At 70.6% G+C, this 18,428-nt stretch carries 18 protein-coding genes; 6 read left to right on the top strand and 12 right to left on the bottom strand.

Annotated elements, in window-relative coordinates; all coding sequences use genetic code 11:
• Positions 1-10: 10 nt before the first annotated feature.
• Both AB0B29_RS12060 and AB0B29_RS12055 read right to left on the bottom strand, forming a co-directional pair.
• Positions 11-409, bottom strand: a complete 399-nt coding sequence (locus tag AB0B29_RS12060) for a 6-pyruvoyl trahydropterin synthase family protein (RefSeq protein WP_030843501.1) — start codon at positions 407-409, stop codon at positions 11-13.
• A 170-nt stretch (positions 410-579) separates the two neighbouring features.
• Complete coding sequence (locus AB0B29_RS12055; protein ID WP_362237466.1) at positions 580-1,560, bottom strand: zinc-dependent alcohol dehydrogenase; 981 nt, start codon at positions 1,558-1,560, stop codon at positions 580-582.
• 108 nt (positions 1,561-1,668) lie between these two features.
• Here AB0B29_RS12055 and AB0B29_RS12050 point away from each other — a divergent pair, with 108 nt between their 5' ends.
• Positions 1,669-2,430: a CDP-alcohol phosphatidyltransferase family protein gene (locus AB0B29_RS12050; RefSeq protein ID WP_362237463.1), complete on the top strand. Its 762-nt coding sequence runs from the start codon at positions 1,669-1,671 to the stop codon at positions 2,428-2,430.
• An 11-nt stretch (positions 2,431-2,441) separates the two neighbouring features.
• Here AB0B29_RS12050 and AB0B29_RS12045 read toward each other — a convergent pair whose 3' ends face one another.
• Positions 2,442-2,822 (bottom strand): winged helix-turn-helix transcriptional regulator, encoded by a 381-nt coding sequence (locus AB0B29_RS12045; RefSeq protein ID WP_362237460.1) that lies wholly within the window; start codon positions 2,820-2,822, stop codon positions 2,442-2,444.
• Positions 2,823-2,991: 169 nt separating this feature from the next.
• On the opposite strand from AB0B29_RS12045, the gene AB0B29_RS12040 reads away from it, so the two are divergent.
• On the top strand, positions 2,992-3,393 hold the full coding sequence (locus tag AB0B29_RS12040; protein ID WP_362237457.1) for a Rid family hydrolase: 402 nt from the start codon (positions 2,992-2,994) through the stop codon (positions 3,391-3,393).
• Between the two features lie 9 nt (positions 3,394-3,402).
• Here AB0B29_RS12040 and AB0B29_RS12035 read toward each other — a convergent pair whose 3' ends face one another.
• Entirely contained in the window at positions 3,403-4,914 is a 1,512-nt protein-coding gene (locus AB0B29_RS12035) for an ABC transporter substrate-binding protein (RefSeq protein WP_362238658.1), read from the bottom strand.
• 121 nt (positions 4,915-5,035) lie between these two features.
• Between AB0B29_RS12035 and AB0B29_RS12030 the strand changes: the two genes are divergently transcribed.
• Positions 5,036-5,995, top strand: coding sequence for an ATP-binding protein (locus AB0B29_RS12030; RefSeq protein ID WP_362237454.1), 960 nt, complete (start codon positions 5,036-5,038; stop codon positions 5,993-5,995).
• Here AB0B29_RS12030 and AB0B29_RS12025 read toward each other — a convergent pair.
• On the bottom strand, positions 5,965-6,831 hold the full coding sequence (locus AB0B29_RS12025; protein WP_362237451.1) for an alpha/beta fold hydrolase: 867 nt from the start codon (positions 6,829-6,831) through the stop codon (positions 5,965-5,967). The two genes, AB0B29_RS12030 and AB0B29_RS12025, sit on opposite strands and share 31 nt — an antisense overlap.
• Before the next feature lie 75 nt (positions 6,832-6,906).
• On the bottom strand, positions 6,907-7,446 hold the full coding sequence (locus AB0B29_RS12020; RefSeq protein ID WP_362237448.1) for a hypothetical protein: 540 nt from the start codon (positions 7,444-7,446) through the stop codon (positions 6,907-6,909).
• A 169-nt stretch (positions 7,447-7,615) separates the two neighbouring features.
• Between AB0B29_RS12020 and AB0B29_RS12015 the strand changes: the two genes are divergently transcribed.
• Together AB0B29_RS12015 and AB0B29_RS12010 are read left to right on the top strand one after the other, a co-directional pair.
• Positions 7,616-8,218, top strand: a complete 603-nt coding sequence (locus AB0B29_RS12015; protein ID WP_362237446.1) for an HD domain-containing protein — start codon at positions 7,616-7,618, stop codon at positions 8,216-8,218.
• 165 nt (positions 8,219-8,383) lie between these two features.
• Complete coding sequence (locus AB0B29_RS12010; protein ID WP_362237443.1) at positions 8,384-8,926, top strand: hypothetical protein; 543 nt, start codon at positions 8,384-8,386, stop codon at positions 8,924-8,926.
• 83 nt (positions 8,927-9,009) lie between these two features.
• On the opposite strand, the gene AB0B29_RS12005 is transcribed toward AB0B29_RS12010, so the two are convergent.
• The 5 genes from AB0B29_RS12005 to AB0B29_RS11985 all read right to left on the bottom strand — a co-directional run bounded on the left by AB0B29_RS12005 (position 9,010) and on the right by AB0B29_RS11985 (position 13,973).
• On the bottom strand, positions 9,010-9,321 hold the full coding sequence (locus AB0B29_RS12005; protein WP_362237441.1) for a hypothetical protein: 312 nt from the start codon (positions 9,319-9,321) through the stop codon (positions 9,010-9,012).
• Between the two features lie 101 nt (positions 9,322-9,422).
• The gene (locus tag AB0B29_RS12000) at positions 9,423-10,781 is read right to left on the bottom strand and encodes a GH1 family beta-glucosidase (protein ID WP_362237438.1); all 1,359 of its coding nucleotides are present in this window, start codon (positions 10,779-10,781) and stop codon (positions 9,423-9,425) included.
• A gap of 29 nt (positions 10,782-10,810) precedes the next feature.
• Positions 10,811-11,650: a carbohydrate ABC transporter permease gene (locus AB0B29_RS11995; RefSeq protein ID WP_031107080.1), complete on the bottom strand. Its 840-nt coding sequence runs from the start codon at positions 11,648-11,650 to the stop codon at positions 10,811-10,813.
• 11 nt (positions 11,651-11,661) lie between these two features.
• Positions 11,662-12,651, bottom strand: coding sequence for a carbohydrate ABC transporter permease (locus tag AB0B29_RS11990; protein WP_362237436.1), 990 nt, complete (start codon positions 12,649-12,651; stop codon positions 11,662-11,664).
• Between the two features lie 5 nt (positions 12,652-12,656).
• Positions 12,657-13,973 (bottom strand): ABC transporter substrate-binding protein, encoded by a 1,317-nt coding sequence (locus AB0B29_RS11985; RefSeq protein ID WP_362237433.1) that lies wholly within the window; start codon positions 13,971-13,973, stop codon positions 12,657-12,659.
• 256 nt (positions 13,974-14,229) lie between these two features.
• On the opposite strand from AB0B29_RS11985, the gene AB0B29_RS11980 reads away from it, so the two are divergent.
• Positions 14,230-16,080, top strand: coding sequence for a coagulation factor 5/8 type domain-containing protein (locus AB0B29_RS11980; protein WP_362237430.1), 1,851 nt, complete (start codon positions 14,230-14,232; stop codon positions 16,078-16,080).
• Positions 16,081-16,106: 26 nt separating this feature from the next.
• Here AB0B29_RS11980 and fusA read toward each other — a convergent pair whose 3' ends face one another.
• Positions 16,107-18,149, bottom strand: a complete 2,043-nt coding sequence (gene fusA / locus AB0B29_RS11975) for an elongation factor G (RefSeq protein ID WP_362237427.1) — start codon at positions 18,147-18,149, stop codon at positions 16,107-16,109.
• Positions 18,150-18,428: the final 279 nt, after the last annotated feature.

Genomic DNA, 18,428 nt, shown 5'->3' with positions numbered 1-18,428 from the left:
GTCGTGTCGGTCACAGCGCACGCTCGTAACTCGCCCAGGCGATGTGCGATTCGTGCAGGGTGACGGTCAGGCCCGCGATGCCCTTGGCGCCCTCGCCCAGCGCCCCCTTGTGGATGCGCTCGGCGAGCCGGTCGGCGATGACCTTGGCGAGGAACTCCGTGGAGGTGTTGACTCCGGCGAAGTCGGGCTCGTTGTCGAGGTTGCGGTAGTTCAGCTCGCTGACGACCGCGCCGAGTTCCTGGGTGGCCAGCCCGATGTCGACGACGATGTTGTCCTCGTCCAGCTGTTCGCGCCGGAACGTGGCATCCACGAGGAACGTGGCCCCGTGCAGGCGCTGCGCGGGTCCGAAGACGTCGCCACGGAAGCTGTGGGCGATCATGATGTGATCGCGGACGGTGATGCTGAACAACGGACGACCCTCCAGGTGCGGCGCGTCTGCTCCCCGCTCTCGGTGCCGGGGATGCCGAGTAGTACGGCCCGTTGCCTTCCCCTGTTCAGCCTGTCGTACGTCTTTTCTGAGGTCAGGCGCTCTTGTCGTCGCCGACTCGTACCGGATGGAACGAATCGTCAGCCGATGCGTCAATCGCTCTCGTCGTAACGGACGCGGTGGCACAGCGCGGGGACCTCGCCGGACGCCAGCCGGGGAAGCATGTCCGGCAGGTCCTCGAAAGGGGACTCGCCGGTGATCAGGGCGTCGAGCGCGGGGTCGGCCAGCAGGTCGAGGGCGACGGCGAGCCGGTCGGCGTAGGTGCGGTTCGGGCGGGCCGGGGAGACGGTGCCGACCTGGCTGCTGCGGATGACGAGCCGACGGGAGTGGAAGGCCTCACCGAGCGGGAGGCTCACCCGCCGGTCGCCGTACCAGCTGAGTTCGAGCACGGTCCCCTCGGCGGTGAGGAGCTCCAGGGACCTGGCGAGGCCCGATTCCGTGGCGCTGGCGTGCACGACCAGGTCGAGGTCGCCGTCGGCGTCCTCGGGGGTGGCGAAGCCGACGCCGAGCGCCTCGGCGATCTTCGCGCGCGACGGGTCGGCGTCGACCAACTGGACGCGCACCCCGGGGAACCGGGCGAGGAGGGCGGCCACCGAGCAGCCGACCATGCCGCCGCCGACCACGGCGATCCGGTCCCCGACCAGGGGCGCGGCGTCCCACAGGGCGTTGACGGCGGTCTCCACGGTCCCGGCGAGCACGGCCCGTTCGGCGGGCACGGTGTCCGGGACGGGGGTGACCGCGGCGGCCGGGACGACGTACCGCGTCTGGTGCGGGTAGAGACAGAACACCGTGCGGCCGGTGAGCTCCGTGGGCCCTTCCTCCACCACGCCGACGTTGAGATAGCCGTACTTCACCGGGCCCGGGAAGTCGCCCTCTTGGAACGGCGCGCGCATCGCCGTGTGCTGGCTGACGGGCACCCCGCCGCGGAAGACGAGCGTCTCGGTACCGCGGCTCACGCCGGAGAACAGCGTGCGTACCAGCACCTCGCCCTCGCCGGGCGCCGGCAGGGCGACGTCCCGGATCGCACCTCGCCCGGGCGAGTCGATCCAGAACGCGCGTCCGATGTGCTTCATCGAAGTCCTCCTGAACGATCGGGAAGCTGCTTGCGTACCGAGGGGTGCACAGGCCGCGCACAACGTAGCGGCGATGATCGACTCTGTCACACGGCCGGAGGGTGTTCGGTGGCCCTGAACAACACTTACGACGCGAGGCTCGTACAGCAGGAGACCGCCCTGGGGGCGGGCGTGCAGGTCCTGCTGCTGGCCCTGATCGGCACGGCGATCGGGATGGGGCCGGCGGGCTGGCTCAGCGGCCTCGCGTTCGCGATCGCCACCTGGGCGGTGCTCTCCCGGGCCCTGCACCGCTCGCGGCTGCGCTCCTTCGGCGCGGCCAACCGGGTCACCCTCGGCCGGGCCACCCTCGTCGGCGGGGTCACGGCCCTGGTCGCCGACTCGTTCCAGAGCTCACCGCCGGTGTCGTTGTTCGTCGGTCTGACGGCGGTGGCGCTGATCCTCGACGGCGTCGACGGCAAGGTCGCCCGCCGCACCGGCACCTCGACCCCACTGGGCGCGCGCTTCGACATGGAGGTCGACGCCTTCCTGATCCTCGTGCTCAGCGTGTACGTGTCGATGCAACTGGGCCCGTGGGTCCTGCTGATCGGCGGCATGCGCTACGTCTTCGTCGCCGCGGCCAAGGTGTGGCCCTGGCTGACCGCCGCGCTCCCGCCGAGCACCGCCCGCAAGACCGTCGCCGCGCTGCAGGGTGTGCTGCTGCTCCTGGCGGGCGCCGATCTGCTGCCGTACGCGGCCAACTTCGGGGTCGCGGCCCTGGCGCTGGGCCTGCTGGTCTGGTCGTTCGGACGGGACGTGCTGTGGCTGTACCGGACCTCGCGGATCGAGGAGCGCCCGGCCTCACGGCAGGTGCGCGAGCTGGTCGCCGGCTGACCCCCGGCCGGTCACGACCCGAACCGGCCGCGGGCCGCCTCGATGTGCCCGAGGTACTCGTGGGTCCAGCCGCAGATCGCGTCGACCGTGGCGCGCAGGGCGCGGCCCGGCTCGGTGAGCGTGTACTCGACCTTGGGCGGCACGGTGGGGTGCACCTTCCGGTCGACCAGGCCGTTGCGCTCCAGCATCCGCAGGTTCTGCGTGAGCATCTTGTGGCTGACGCCCTCGACCTCGTCGCGCAACTCACTGAAGCGCAGGGTGCGTTCCCCGAGCGCCTCGATGATCAACAGGGCCCACTTGTTGGCCACGTCGGAGAAGATCTCCCGGGCCAGGGAGTCCGCCCGCCGCAGGTCCGCGTTCTCGGGCAGGTCTCTCAACTGCTTGGTCACCATCTGGTTCCCCAGTCACCGAAAAGTGCGTTCTTCCAGGTCGGCGGTCACTCTCCTACGGTTTCCGAGTAACCGCAAGAGAGCACGGGCTCGTGGCCCAGCGAGCACGGCCCCCGTACCGGGGAGCTGGGCTCGTGCCCAACGGCCCGCGCCCGACGGAAGGACACGCACCATGACCACGCTCGACGTCTACGACCACGGCATACCGGCCGAGGGTCACTTCGGCTACGCCCAGGCGATCAGGTCCGGTGACCTGGTCCATGTCTCCGGGCAGCTCGCGTTCGACGAGGCGGGCGCCTTCGACCCCGAGGACGACGTCGCCGCCCAGCTCGAGCGGACCTACGTCAACCTCGACAGGGTCCTGGCCCACTACGGCGCCACCCGCAACCAGATCGTCTCCCAGACTCTCTACGCGGTGGACCTCGTGCGGAACGCCGAGGTGGTCGCGCAGGGCAACCGGGCGTACTTCGGCACCCACCGTCCGGTTGCCACGGCCCTCGGCGTCACCGAACTGACCTTCCCCGGGCAGCTCGTCGAGATCAGCTGCGTGATCGACATGGGGCTGCCCGCCTGAACCGGCCCGTCAGCGACGCGTTCCGGCGCCCACCAGGGCCCGCTCGTACGGGTCGAGCAGGACTCCCCGGACCTTGGTGGAAACGCCGACGACGACTTGCTGGTGGGCCAGCGGCACGACCGCGTCCGCGCCGAGTATCGCGGCCTCGGCGGCCATGGCGGCGTCCTGCCGCTCACCGGTGCCGTCGGTCCTGACGGCCTCGGCGACGGCCCGGTCGACCCTCTTGTCGCACAGCCGGGCCAGGTTGTAGCCGCCGTCGCAGGTGTAGTCGCTGCCGAGAACGCCGACGGGGTCGCCGGTGTCCAGGAGGCTGTTGCGGGCGCCTATGAAGGCGTCGAACTTCCCGGCGAGCGCGTCGCTCTCCAGCCGTGAGTACTCGCGCACCTCCAGCTTCACCATGAAGCCCGCCTTCTGCAGCTGCTGTTGTACGACCTGGGCGACCTCGGGGAGTTCGGGCCGGTTGTCATAGGTGGCGAGGGTGATCGGCTCACCGACGGGCCGGGCGGGCTTCGCGCGCCCGGCCGGCTTCACCCGCTTGCTCTCGGCCCAGGTGACGGCGGGTCCGAAGATGCCGGCGCCGGGGTCGGCGTACCCCTCGAAGACGCCCTTGACGAGGGCGGAGGAGTCGATCGCCCTGCGGGCGGCGGCGCGCAGTGCGGGGTCCTTGAAGGGCCCGGTCCGGGTGTTGAGCTGCAGGCTGGTGGTCCGGGTGGTGCCGGCCTCCTTGAGGGTGGACCTGTCGAGTGTGGTGGCCTGGGCGACGGGGATCGCCTCGGCTATGTCGACCTCGCCGGTGCGGACGGCGTTGGCGCGGGCGGTGCCGTCCTTGACGAAGCGCGCGTCGATACCGGAGGCGTGGGCGAGGCCGCTCCAATAGTCGTCGTAGCGGTCGAGCGTGGCGGAGCCGCCGTTGACCTCGGTGATCTCGAAGGGGCCGGTGGCGGTGCCGACGGGGGTGGGGGCACCCGGGCGCTCGCCCTCCTTCCCGTACGCCTTCGGGGAGAGGATCGCCAGACTCGGACCGGCCAGGCGCATGGGGAGGACGGGGTCGGGCTCGGCGGTGGTGATGCGGACGCCGCTGTCGCCGTCGGGCTCGGCGCTGAGGGTGACTCCGGCGAGGGCGGTGGGAGCGGGCCGGGCCTTCGTCGCGTGGGTGAGCGCGGCGGCCACGGCGGCGGGGGTGACGTCCGTGCCGTCCTGGAAGGTGGCCTCGCGCAGAGTGAACCGCCAGGTGCGGTCGTCCTCCCGGCTCCAGGTCCGGGCGAGCGCGGGGGCCGCGGCGCCGTTGGCGTCCAGGGCGGTCAGCCCTTCGGTGACGCCGAGCCGGCTGAGGAGCGTCGCGTCGGCTCCGTACGGCGAGAAGTTCTCGGCGGGCGGGAAGGCGAGGGCGACGCGCAGCCGTGCCCCTGACGTCCCGCCCCTCGACGACGACTGCCCGTCGGGAGAGACGAAGCAGCCGGACAGTCCCGGGAGAAGGACGAGGGGGACGAGAAACCGGACCGCGCTCCTACTGCTGAACATACGCACTTGCACATCCTATGCATCGAGGTGTTCCCCGATTGGCTCATGGAATTTGACAGCGGCGACGATCACTCCTTAAACCTAGCCACATGACATCCATTTTCAACAAGGTGGGGTTGTCGTGAGGATCGCTTTCGTCGGCAAGGGCGGCAGCGGCAAGACCACACTGTCCGCACTCTTCTGCCGCCACCTGGCTCGCTCAGGTGCCCCGGTCCTCGCCGTCGACGGCGACATCAACCAGCACCTGGCCGAAGCGCTGGGCGGCGAGGAGAAGTCCACCCCTCCCCTGGGCGCACATCTGCCCGAGATCAAGGACTACCTACGGGGCGACAACCCCCGCATCCCCTCCTCCGAGGCGATGATCAAAACCACCCCTCCCGGCCGCGGGTCCCGTCTCCTGCGTCCGCTCGGCGACGACGAACTGCACGCGCGGCACGTCGGCCGGGCGGGCGGCGTCCCCCTCATGGTGACGGGCGAGTTCGACGAGTCGGACCTGGGTGTGGCCTGCTACCACTCCAAGCTGGCTGCGGTGGAGCTGTATCTGAGCCACCTGCTGGACGGCCCCGGCGAGTACGTCGTGGTCGACATGACGGCGGGCGCGGACGCGTTCGCCTCGGGCCTGTTCACCCGGTTCGACATCACGTTCCTGGTCGCCGAGCCCACCCGCAAGGGCGTCTCGGTCTACCGCCAGTACCGCGACCACGCGGAACAGTTCGGCATCCGCATCGCGGTCGTCGGCAACAAGGTGACCTGCGAGGACGATCTGCTCTTCCTCAAGGAGCAGGTGGGCGACGACCTGTTGACCCACCTGGTCCACTCCCCCTGGGTTCGCGCGGCGGAACAGGGCCGTGCCGGGTCCGGCCCGGACGCACTGGCGTCGCTGGAGCCGCACAACCGCCACGCCCTGACGGTCCTGCGCGAGGCGGTCGACGCCGAGGTGCGCGACTGGCATCGGCTCCAGCGCCACGCGGTCGAGTTCCACCTGCGCAACGTCCACGCCTGGGCGGACGCGCGTACGGGCGGGGACCTGGCGGCGCAGGTGGATCCGGACTACGTGCCGGGCGGCGGGGCGGACGCCTGATCCCGGAAGGCCGCCAGGGCCGCAGTGAACGCCCCCGGATCGTCCCGCCACGGAAAGTGCCCCGCCCGGCTCTGCACGAGGAGTTCGGCCTGCGGGAACAAAGCGGCGTACTCCTTCATCACGCGCACGGGCGCGGCGATGTCGTACTCCCCGGCGACGACGAGTACCGGTGAGGGCGACTCGGCGAGAGCGGCACGCGCGGCGCCGGGGTCGAAGGCACCCTCGGAGGCATACACAGCCGCGGCCTCGTCGTTGCGCTGCCGCCGCTCGGCAGCGCGGAACTCCCGCGCCTCGCGGTCCCACCGGCCGAACCAGAAGGGGGCGACGGCCTCCCAGTCGGCAGGCTCCGCCCGGCCGGACGTGATCGCCTCCAGGGCCGCCTGTGCCGGGGCGAACCACGGTTCGTCACGGCGCAGCAGGGCCGTCTCCAGCCGGTCCCCGGCGGTGATATCAAGGCCGACGGCGAACACACTGGGCGTGACGAGCACGAGCCTGCCCACCCGCTCCGGATACCGGGCCGCGTACAGTACGGCCAGGTTGGCCCCGGCGGAGTGCCCGAGCAGATCGAGGCGCTCAAGCCCCAACTCCACACGTAGCGCCTCGACATCGCCGACCTGCCGGTCACAGCGATACGTCGCCGGGTCCCGCGGCACCGTGGAGTGGCCCGTGCCCCGGAGGTCCAGCCGGATCAAGGTGCGGTGGGCCGCGGAACCGCCCAGGTCTCCCAGGTAGACGGAGTCCTGCATGGGGCCGCCGGGGAGACAGACCAGCGGTGGCCCGTCCCCCGTGACGTGGTAGGCGAGGGTGGTGCCGTCGGGAGCGGTGAAGGCGGGCATGCGCGTGACCTTGTCAGGAGGTGGCGCAGTGGACAACGGGATTTCCCTGCCGGAGTTGAGTGACGGTTGCTCCGGCTACTCGATTCCCGTGGCGTCGAGCAGCCGGACCACCTCCTTGCGCCCGTACCCGAGCAGCCGGGCGCGATCAGCGGCCATCAGCACCAAGTGGGCGGCGATCCTCGCTGCATATCCCTCCTTGTTGTCCACGTCGAACCCTTCCTGGGGTTTCTCGACACCCAGACTGTTCATCACCAGCCCGTGCTCCCGGCGGACCTCCGCGACCGTACCGGCGACCGCGTCCATGAGCGTCTTGCCCGGCCGCTCGCACTCCAGGGCGAAGCACCCCTGGTCGACCGGCATGCACCCCTCCGGCGGGCGCGCCCGCAGCCCCGCATACCTCTCGTCCCCGAACCCGCACGACCGGAACTCGTCGTGCACCAAGGAGAACCGATGGAACCCGGGCGGAACGGGCGGCGGTGGAGGCGTGTACTCCCACCCGGCGTCCTCGTACAACTGCCGCTTCACCTCTTCTTCGGCATGCGTCACGGTGAAGCCGTTGGCCTCGTTGCGCCCGGTCGTCGTGCCGTCGGGGTTGCGGTGGAAGTGCAGGCCCATGGTGTGCTCCCGTCACCGTTCTGAGAATGGACGACAAGTCCCGTCACCAGCTCGAACGGCCCGCGGGCCTGGCAGGTGCCCGCTCCCCGGAGCACCATCCGATCGCGTGAAAAGGCCGGCTGCGGGAACTTCCCGGCTCAACCGGGCGAGCGGTTGTTACGCTCCCCCGATGAGGATTCCGGGCCCGGCAGAGATCCAGGCACTGCACGAGAAGTACGCGCCCACTACCGAAGCGTTCACGCTCGTCCACACGCACTGCGAGATCGTCTGGGGAATCGCCGAGCAGCTCCTGGCCGCGCCCCACCTTGCCCATCTCGATGCCGACCTGGTCCGCGCCGGCTGCCTCCTCCACGACATCGGTGTCTACCGCCTCTACGGGGACGACGGCCGGCTGGACCACCGGAACTACATCAGGCACGGCCTGCTCGGCCACGAGATCCTCGAAGCGGAGGGCTTCCCCGACACCCTCCGCCGCTTCTGCTCGCACCACACCGGAGTGGGACTCACGCGGCAGGACATCGTGAGCCAGGGGCTGCCCCTCCCTCCCGCCGACTACGTGGCAGTAACGGAAGAGGAGAGGCTGGTGATGTACGCGGACAAGTTCCACACCAAGTCCCGGCCGTCGGCGTACCTCTCCCCCGGTGAATACGCGGCCCACATCCGCCGCTTCGGCGAGGACAAGGTGACCGCGTTCGAGGCCCTGCGCGCGGAGTTCGGCGACCCGGACCTCGTCCGGCCGGTGCCGGTCGGCGGCACGCCCGTCCGGCCCTGACCGTTGGTGTCGTTCGCCGCCGTGATCAAGGCAGGAAGGCGACGCCCTCCCGCCGCTCCTCGGCTCGCCACCGGTCGGCACCCTCAGGCGCCGCTGGCCCGCCGTCCCACGAATGGCGGACGGCGGGCACTGCGTCACGGAGTCGAACGCCTCAAGTCGGCCGGAGTGGTCACCCCCTGTCGACGGGGACCTCTGGGGCAGCGGTTCCAGGCGCAGCCGTCCGTCTTCCTCCCGGTCGAACACCTGCATGGCGTCGAGGCCGGCGAAGACCCGCCGTGCTTCTTCTTCGTCCCCACTGGTCTCGTAGGCGATGGCCGTCACATTGTCTTCCGTGTCGGCCGTGCTGCCCGGGATTTGCTTGTCCAGCGCCTGGTAGCCCGCGGCGAGCGCGGCATCCGATTGCACACCCGTCGCCTCGACGAAGGCGCGCGCCTCGGAGAGGTCCGCGGGCATGCCGGCCGGCTTGCTCAGGACCCGGTCGGCGTCACCGAGTTCGGCGTGGAGCCGGTGCGCCCTGTCGGCAAGCCAGGGCCAGCCACTGATGACGGCATAAAGCCGCTCCAGGCGTTCTTCCGTGTTGAACACCTCGCCCAGACGCTGTGCCCAGCCCCGCAGGCTGTGTCGGTCATGACGGCGGAGCACCACGGGAGCCGCCGGAATCTGCTGCTCACCGGCGAGCAGAGCCCGCCGCAAGCGCAGCGCGCGTGATCGGTCATGTCGCGGAAAGTAACACCGTCCACTGACCGCGGACTCGCGGCCCCCGCAGGGGACCATGCGGACAGGGGGTGCGGTCACGGCCGGCGGTTCGGGCGATCGCCGACAGGGGTACGTCGGCGGTGGCGGCCTCGTGGACGGTCCGGGCACGCACAGCCGGTCTTGATGCTGCCTCCAGCGATGTCGTCACAGCGCGGCGCCAGTTCCCGGACACGGACGTCGCCGCTGGTGCCGAGGCTGGTCTGCGCGTGAGCGTTGCCGGCGTCGACGGAACCGAGGAGGCTCCAGCCGAGGTCGAACTGCTCCTTGCCGGTGCCGTTCCAGATCGTCTGACTCTTCGCTGTCATGGCGTACGGGGCGTCGACTTCGCCGATCGCCCAGTGCGGCATGGTGTTGATGCCGTCGTTGCTCGACCACTTGACCTGCGAGCTGGTGCCACCGCGACCATGGGCCGCCGGAACCCGGGCATGGGTTCCGGCGGCCCAGATTCCTAGGCCGCCTCGCGCACCTGGCTCCGATGGGCCCGGACGACATCGGCGTACCGATGCCCCGTGCCCTTGATCGTGCGCTTCTGCGTCGCGTAGTCGACGTGCACGAGCCCGAACCGCTTCTCGTAGCCGTACGCCCACTCGAAGTTGTCCAGCAGCGACCACGCGAAGTAGCCCGCCAGCGGAGCGCCCTTGCGGGCCGCGGAGGCGCAGGCGGCAAGGTGACCCAGCAGGTACTCCTGCCGCTCGGGGTCGTCGACCGTGCCGTCGGGGCGGACGACGTCGGGATAGGCCGAGCCGTTCTCCGTGACGTACAGCCGGTGCGCCCCGTAGTCCTCGGTGAGTCGCAGCAGCAGCGACTCGATGCCGCTCGCGTCGATCTCCCAGTCCATGCCGGTGCGCGGGACGCCCTCACGGCGTACGGCCCGTGCGTACGGCGCGGGGCCTTCGGGATCGTCGGCGACGGTCTGCGGGAAGTAGTAGTTCAGGCCCAGCCAGTCCAGCGGGGCGGCGATGGCCGCCGAGTCGCCGGGCCGTTCCGGGAGTTCGACGCCGTAGAGCTCTCGCATGTCCGACGGGAAGCCCCTGCCGTGCACCGGGTCGAGCCACCAGCGGTTGGTGTGGCCGTCCATGCGGCGGGCGGCGGCGAGATCCTCGGGGCGGTCGGTCGCGGGGTGGATGGTGGAGAGGTTGTTGACGATGCCGACCTGCGCTCCCGGGGCCGCCGCGCGGATGGCCCGGGCCGCCAGCCCGTGGCCGAGCAGCAGGTGGTAGGAGGCGCGGACGGCGGCCGTGAGGTCCGTGAGACCGGGTGCCATCTTGCCCTCGAGGTGGCCGATCCACGCCGAGCACAGGGGCTCGTTGAGGGTGGCCCAGTGGGAGACGCGATCGCCCAGGCGCCCCGCGACGACCGAGGCGTACTCCGCGAACGCCGACGCGGTGTCGCGCTCGGGCCAGCCGCCCCGGTCCTGGAGGGCCTGCGGCAGGTCCCAGTGGTAGAGGGTGACGGAGGGGGTGATGCCCGCCTCCAGCAGACCGTCGATCAGCTGGTCGTAGAAGGCGAGGCCCTTGGCGTTGACGGGGCCGTCCCCGCCCGGGACGACGCGCGGCCAGGCGATGGACAGCCGGTAGGCGTTCACGCCCAGCCGCTGCATCAGGGCGATGTCCTCGCGCCAGCGGTGGTAGTGGTCGCAGGCGACATCGCCGTGGTCGCCGCCGGCGGTCTTCCCGGGGGTGTGCGAGAACGTGTCCCAGATCGACGGCGAGCGGCCGTCCTCCGCCACGGCCCCCTCGATCTGGTACGCCGAGGTGGCCGTGCCCCACAGGAAGTCGTGCGGGAGTGCGGCGAGGTCGATGGTCACGGAAGTCCCTTCGAGAACGGGCGAGTCGGTCACTTGACGGCTCCCGCCGTCAGGCCGGCCACCAGATAGCGCTGGAGCAGCAGGAAGCCCGCGACCACGGGCACGCTGACGACCAGCGAGGCGGCCATGATCTGGTTCCAGTACACGTCGTTGAGGGTCGAGTAGCCCTGGAGGCCGACGGCGAGGGTGCGGGTGGTGTCGTTGGTCATCACCGAGGCGAACAACACCTCGCCCCAGGCGGTCATGAAGGCGTAGACCGCGACCGCGATGATGCCGGGCACGGCCGCCGGGACGACGACCCGGAACAGCGCGCCGAGCGGACCGCAGCCGTCGACCAGGGCCGCCTCGTCGAGGTCGCGCGGCACCGAGTCGAAGTAGCCGATCAGCATCCAGATCGAGAACGGCAGGGAGAAGGTGAGATAAGTGAGGATCAGGCCACCGCGCGAGCCGAACAGGGCGATGCCCGTCGCGTTGCCGATGTTGACGTAGATCAGGAACAGCGGCAGCAGGAAGAGGATGCCCGGGAACATCTGCGTGGACAGGACGGTGACGGTGAAGACGCGTTTGCCGCGGAAGTCGTAGCGACTGACCGCGTAGGCCGAGAAGACGGCGATGACCACCGAGCAGACCGTCGCCGCCCCGGCCACGACGAGGGAGTTGACGAAGTAGCGGGCCAGCGGGACCGTCGACCAGATGTCGATGTACGGGCGGATCGTCAGCTCGCTCGGCAGCCAGCGGAACTTTCCGGTGACGTCGGCCAGGGGCTTCAGCGAGCTGGAGACCATGACGTAGACCGGGACCAGCACGAAGCCCGTCAGCAGCGTCAGGAAGATCCGCCGGGACCACAGGAAGGAGCGGGGCGGGGCCATGGGGGACGTGGTCATGAGGCCTTTCTCCGTCCGCGCGAGGTGAGCGCCAGGTATCCGCCCGTGACCAGCAGCAGGAACAGCAGCAGCAGGACGGACATCGCGGAGCCGGTGCCGAAGTTCCAGGTGACGAACGACGCCTGGTAGATGTGTACCGAGATGAGGTCGGCGGCCTCCGGCGCGGTCCTGCCGAACAGCACGAACGGCGTGTTGAAGTCGTTGAACGTCCAGAGGAAGAGGACGAGCACCAGGACCTGGTTGACCGGGCGCAGGGACGGCAGGGTGATCCGGCGGATCTGCTGCCAGACGCCGGCCCCGTCCAGGGCAGCCGCCTCGTACAGCTCGCCCGGGATGTTCTGCAGGCCCGCCATGACGATGAGGAAGGCGAACGGCCAGCCCTTCCACACCGACACCGTCAGCAGCGCGATGAAGCTGTGGTCGCCGATGAGCCAGAAGGACGGCTTGTCGGTGAGGCCGAGCTGGTCGTGCAGGACGTGGTTCACCAGGCCGTTGTCGTGCTGGAACATGAAGACCCAGGTGATGACGGCCGCGTAGACCGGCAGCGCGTACGGCACCAGGAAGAGCGCCCGGAGCAGGCCGCGGCCCCGGAAGGCGTCCTGCATGAAGACCGCGGCGGCCGTGCCGATCAGCCAGCACAGGCCCACCGACAGCAGGGTGAAGGCGATCGTGACGAGGAACGAGTGGAGGAGGGCCTCGCCGACCGGGGCGTCGAAGTCCACCGACACCTTGTAGTTGTCGAGGGCGGACCAGGGGGCGGCGCCCCAGTCGCGGATGTAGAACTGCGTGAGCTCCTTGAAGCTCATCACGATGCCGATCACCATCGGCACCAGGTGGACGAGGAGTTCGAGGAACAGGGCGGGCAGGAGCAGCAGGTAGGGCAGGCCGGCGCGGTGGATCCGCCCGGTGCGGCGGCGGGGGCCGCGCGCCGCGCCGGGCGGGTTCTTGCGGACCGCCGGCCTCTCGGCCTGGGCAGTGGTCGTCATGTCGCTCAGGCCGCCGGCATCTGCTGCTGGGCCTTCTCCAGGGCCGCCTTCACCGAGCCGGTGGTGACCGGTCGTCCTGCGGCCGCGTCGGCGAACAGGCCCTTGATGGCGGTGCCGACGGCCGTCTCGAACTGGGACTCGTCGGCGACCTGCGGCAGTGCCACGGCGCTCTTCGCCAGGGTGTCCTTCAGGACGGCGTTGGCCGGGGTGGCGAAGGCGGCGTCACCCTGGGCCGACTTGACGGGCGGGATCGTGCTGTAGGCCTTGTTGAGGATCTTCTGCTCGGCGTCACTCGTCATGAACTTCACGAACTTGGCGGCGCCGTCGGTGTTGTCGGTGTTCTTGAAGACGGCCAGGTTGATGCCGGCGACCATCGAGTTGACCTGCTTGCCGGTGCCGGGGGTGCCGGACTGGACGGGCACGGGGGCGATGCCGTAGTCGTCCTTGCTCATGCCCTGCGACTCGAGGTTGGCCGACGCGGACTGCCACAGCAGCATCGCCGTCTTCCCCTTGGCGAAGTCGCTGACGGACTGGTTCTGCGCGTACTCGGCGTTGCCCGGCGCGATGACCTTGTCCTTGGCCATCAGATCGACGTACTGCTGGACCGCGGCGACCGTCCCGTCCCCGGTGAAGTCGGCCTTGCCGTCGGCGGTGAAGAAGTCGGCGCCGTGCTGCTTGGCGAAGACGAAGGCGTGGTGGATGTTCTCCGACGGGTTCGAACCCTCCATGCCCAGGCCCCACTTGCCGTCCTTGGACAGCTTCTTGCCGTCGGCGACGAGCTCGTCCCAGGTGGCCGGGGGCTTGGAGATGCCCGCGTCGGCGAACAGCTTCTTGTTGTAGTAGAGCGCGTAGGACATCGAGTACAGCGGCACCGCCGCCGGGTCCTTGCCCTCCGCGCCCGTGGAGCCGAGTGCCGAGTCGACGAACCGGTCCCGGCCGCCGATCTTGCCGAAGTTCCCGGCGTCCCACGGCAGCAGCGCACCCGTGGCCTGGAGCGAGGCGCTCCAGGTGTTGCCTAGGTTCAGCACGTCAGGGCCCTGGCCGGAGGTGGTGGCGGTGAGGATGCGGTTGAGCAGGTCCGACCAGGGGACGACCTCCAGCTTCACCTTGATGCCGGTCTGCTTCTCGAACGTGTCGAGTTCGGGCTGGAGGACCTTCTTGTCGACCTCGATGCCGGCGCCCTGGTTGGACGCCCAGTAGGTGAGCGTCTTCGGCGAATCGTTCGATCCGCCACCGGTGGCGGAGCCGCCTCCGCAGGCCGTGGCCGCGAGGGCGAGTGACATGGTGACGGCGCCTGCCGCCGCGGCTCGGATGCTGCGCATGGCTGCTCCTGGCTCTCTTCCGGGAGTACGGCCCCCTTCCGCCAGGACGAGAGCCTGGGCGAGCGAGGAGCCGTCATGGCTTAATTTAGGACGTGAGTTAATCCTCGGAAGGTAGCCCCGTCAAGGGTTTGGACACACTCTCGGAAGTCTCGCCGCAGCCCCTTGACGCATCTGTTCCACGGATGAACCATTCAGCGGCGAGAGAGCGCTCCCCGCGCCCCACTCCGTTCACTTCCTGAACCAGGAGAGCCGCCCCATGCACCCTGACTCCCCGTCATCCCGCCTGCCCGCGCCCGGCCGCCGGTCCGTCCTCGGCGCCGCCGCGGCCGCGTCCGCGCTCGCCGCGCTGCCCGGCACCGCCTCGGCCGCCCCCGACACACGGAAGACGCCCGTGCGCAGGAAACCCCGCGCCCTGCCCGGCGGTGGCGACCTCGGCCCGAACGTGCTGGTCTTCGACCCGGCCACCCCGAACATCCAGGGCAGACTCGACGAGATCTTCCGGCAGCAGGAGTCGGCCCAGTTCGGCACCGGCCGCTACCAGCTGCTGTTCAAACCCGGCACCTATCACGGCCTCAACGCCCAGATCGGCTTCTACACCTCGATCTCCGGCCTAGGCCTCTCCCCCGACGACACCACCATCAACGGCGACATCACGGTCGACGCGGGCTGGTTCCACGGCAACGCCACGCAGAACTTCTGGCGTTCGGCCGAGAACCTCGCGGTCGTCCCCCTGAACGGCACCAACCGCTGGGCGGTCTCGCAGACGGCCCCGTTCCGACGGATGCACATCCGCGGCAACCTCAACCTCGCCCCGACCGGTTACGGCTGGTCCAGCGGCGGCTACATCGCCGACAGCCGGATCGACGGCCAGGTGCAGCCGTACTCCCAGCAGCAGTGGTACACCCGGGACAGCACGATCGGCGGCTGGCTCAACGGCGTGTGGAACATGGTGTTCTCCGGTGTCGAGGGCGCCCCCGCGCAGGGCTTCCCGAACCCGCCGTACACCACCCTGGCCACGACGCCGGTCTCCCGAGAGAAGCCGTTCCTGTACCTCAGCGGCAGCGAGTACCGGGTCTTCCTGCCAGAAAAGCGGACCAACGCCCGGGGCGTCACCTGGGGCAACGGCACCCCGCGGGGCACCTCGCTGCCCCTGTCGCGCTTCTACGTCGCCAAGCCCGGTGTCTCGGCGGCCACGCTCAACCAGGCCCTCGCCGAGGGACTCCACCTGCTGCTGACGCCGGGGATCTACCACCTCGACCAGCCGGTGCGGGTCGACCGGGCCGGCACGGTGGTGCTGGGTCTGGGATACGCCACGCTCATCCCCGACAACGGCGTCACCGCGCTGAAGGTCGCCGACGTCGACGGCGTACGCCTGGCCGGGTTCCTCGTCGACGCCGGGCCGGTCAACTCCGCCACTCTGCTGGAGATCGGCCCGCGTGGCGCCTGGCGGGACCACTTGGCCAACCCGACGACCGTCCAGGACGTGTTCGTCCGCATCGGCGGGGCGGGCCCGGGCAAGGCCACCACCAGCATGGTCGTCAACAGCCGCCACACCATCGTCGACCACACCTGGGTCTGGCGCGCCGACCACGGCGACGGTGTCGGCTGGGAGACCAACCGCGCGGACTACGGGGTCGTCGTCAACGGCCACGACGTGCTGGCGACCGGGCTGTTCGTGGAGCACTTCAACAAGTACGACGTGCAGTGGTTCGGCGAGCGCGGCCGCACGATCTTCTACCAGAACGAGAAGGCCTACGACGCCCCGAACCAGGCCGCGATCCAGAACGGCTCGATCAAGGGCTACGCCGCCTACCGGGTCGGGGACGGCGTCACCACCCACGAGGGCTGGGGCCTGGGCAGCTACTGCTACTACAACGTCGACCCGGGCATCGTGCAGCACCACGGCTTCGCCGCGCCGAACCGGCCCGGGGTGCGCTTCCACGACCTGCTCGTGGTCTCGCTGGGCGGCAACGGGCAGTACGAGCGGGTCATCAACGACACGGGGTCGCCGACGTCGGGGACGTCCACGGTGCCGTCGACGGTGGTGTCGTACCCGTGGCTCGCGGGGCGGGGCGGGGCGGACCGGCGGGCCCCTCCCTTCGGGTGAGGAAGGGAGGGGCCCCGGCCCGTGCGCTACCGAACCGGCGTCGCGACCGGCGCCGGCGCATAGCCGGTGGGACGGGCCGTGAAGGTGCCGCGGCCCTGCGTGCGGCTGCGCAACCGGGTCGCGTAGCCGAAGAGTTCGGCCAGCGGCACGGTGGCGGTGACGATCGCCGCGCCCGCGCGGGTGACCGAGCCGGTCACCCGGCCGCGCCGGGCGGCGAGATCGCCGAGCACACCGCCGACCGCGTCCTCGGGCACGGTGACCGCGACCTCGACGACCGGCTCCAGCAGGACCATCGCGCAGGCGCGCAGGGCCTCACGGAGACCGAGGCGGCCGGCCGTGCGGAACGCCGTGTCCGAGGAGTCCTTCACATGGGTCGCCCCGTCGGTGAGGGTGACGCGCAGGCCCGTCACCGGGTGCCCGCCGAGCGGCCCCTCGGCGAGGGCGTCCCGGCAGCCCGCCTCGACCGCCCGGACGTACTCCTGCGGCACCCGCCCGCCGACGACCGCCGAGCGGAACTCGAAGCCGCCCTCCTCATGCGGCTCCACGTCGAGGACGACATGGGCGAACTGCCCCGCCCCGCCGTCCTGTTTGACGTGCCGGAACACCAGACCGGACACGCCCCGGCCGACGGTCTCGCGGTAACTGACCCGGGGGCGGCCGACGTTGACCTCCAGCCCCAGCTCGCGCCGGAGCTTCTCCACCGCCACCTCCAGATGCAGTTCACCCATGCCGGACAGCACGGTCTGCCCGGTCTCCGGGTCGGTTCGCACGACCAGCGAAGGGTCCTCCTCGGTCAGCCGGGCGAGCCCCGACGCCAAGCGGTCGGTGTCACCGGCGCGGCGGGACTCCACCGCGACCGACACGACCGGCTCGGGCACGCCGGGCGGCTCCAGGACGAGCGGCGCGCCCGGTGCGCACAGGGTCGAGCCGGCGCCGGCGGACTTCAGCCCGACCACGGCGACGATGTCCCCGGCGACGGCCCGGTCCAGCGGGGCGTGCCGGTCGGCCTGGACGCGCAGGATCCGCCCGATCCGCTCGGTGCGCCGTGCGGTCGCGTCCCACAGGGTGTCTCCCTTCTCGATCGTGCCCGAGTAGATCCGCAGATAGGTCAGCCGTCCCGTCGGGGTGGCGTGCACCTTGAACGCCAGGGCGGCGGCCGGTGCCGCGGGATCGGCGGGCCGGGCCTGCTCCTCGCCCTCGTGCGTGCCGCGGACCGGCGGCACGTCCAGGGGCGACGGCAGATAGGCCAGGACCGCGTCGAGCAGCGGCTCGACACCGCGGTTGCGGTACGCGGAGCCGCACAGCACGACCACGCCGACACCGTCCCGACTCACCTCGCGCAACGCCGCGGTGAGGGTGCCCTCGGAGAGCGTGCCGGTGTCGCAGAACTCCTCCAGCGCGCCCGGGTGCAGCTCCGCCACGGCCTCCTCCAACGCCCGGCGGCAAGCGGCGGCTTCGTCCCGCAGGCCGTCCGGCACCGGCGTCTCCTCGACGGAGCCGCCGTCGTCCCACAGCAGTGCGCGCATGCGCACCAGGTCGACGACGCCGGTGAAGGTGTCCTCCGCGCCGATCGGCAGCTGCACGACCAGGGGCGCCGGGTGGAGTCGCTCCCGGATCGACGCCACGGCCGCGTCGAGGTCCGCCCCGGCGCGGTCCATCTTGTTGACGAAGGCGATCCTCGGTACGCCGTGCCGGTCGGCCTGCCGCCACACCGACTCGCTCTGCGGCTCCACACCGGCGACCGCGTCGAACACGGCCACCGCCCCGTCGAGCACCCGCAGCGCACGCTCCACCTCGTCGGCGAAGTCGACGTGCCCGGGGGTGTCGATGAGGTTGATCCGGTGACCGTCCCAGGCGCAGCTCACCGCCGCGGCGAAGATGGTGATACCGCGGTCGCGCTCCTGCGGGTCGAAGTCGGTGACGGTGGTGCCGTCGTGGACCTCGCCGCGCTTGTGCGTGGTGCCGGTGGCGAACAGGATCCGTTCGGTGACGGTGGTCTTGCCGGCGTCGACATGGGCGAGGATGCCGAGGTTGCGGACGACGGCGAGCGGGTTGAGGTGGGTGCGCACGGCCCAGGGCCTTTCGATGCGATCAGAAAAGGGGCAGCGCGATTCCCGGGCGAAACAGGCAGGAGTCTCCGAAATCTGATGTCACGTCAGGTTGTCGGGGATCGCCGGGTGTTCGTCCCGGTCAGCCGGTGCCGCCGCGCAGCGGACACCGGGGCGACGAAGACACCAGGATCACCTCGTGCTGCGGCAGGGAGACGGCGACAGCGGTGTGCTCACGCATGGCGGTCTCCCTTCGTTCGTCACATCGGTGCATCGCCGGGATCGTGGGCGGCGCGGGTA

This window comes from Streptomyces tibetensis, from assembly GCF_040647715.1.
Lineage (GTDB): Bacteria > Actinomycetota > Actinomycetes > Streptomycetales > Streptomycetaceae > Streptomyces > Streptomyces tibetensis_A.
The sequence above is the reverse complement of the archived record's forward strand: the minus strand, read 5'-3'. Positions and strand labels throughout refer to the sequence as shown.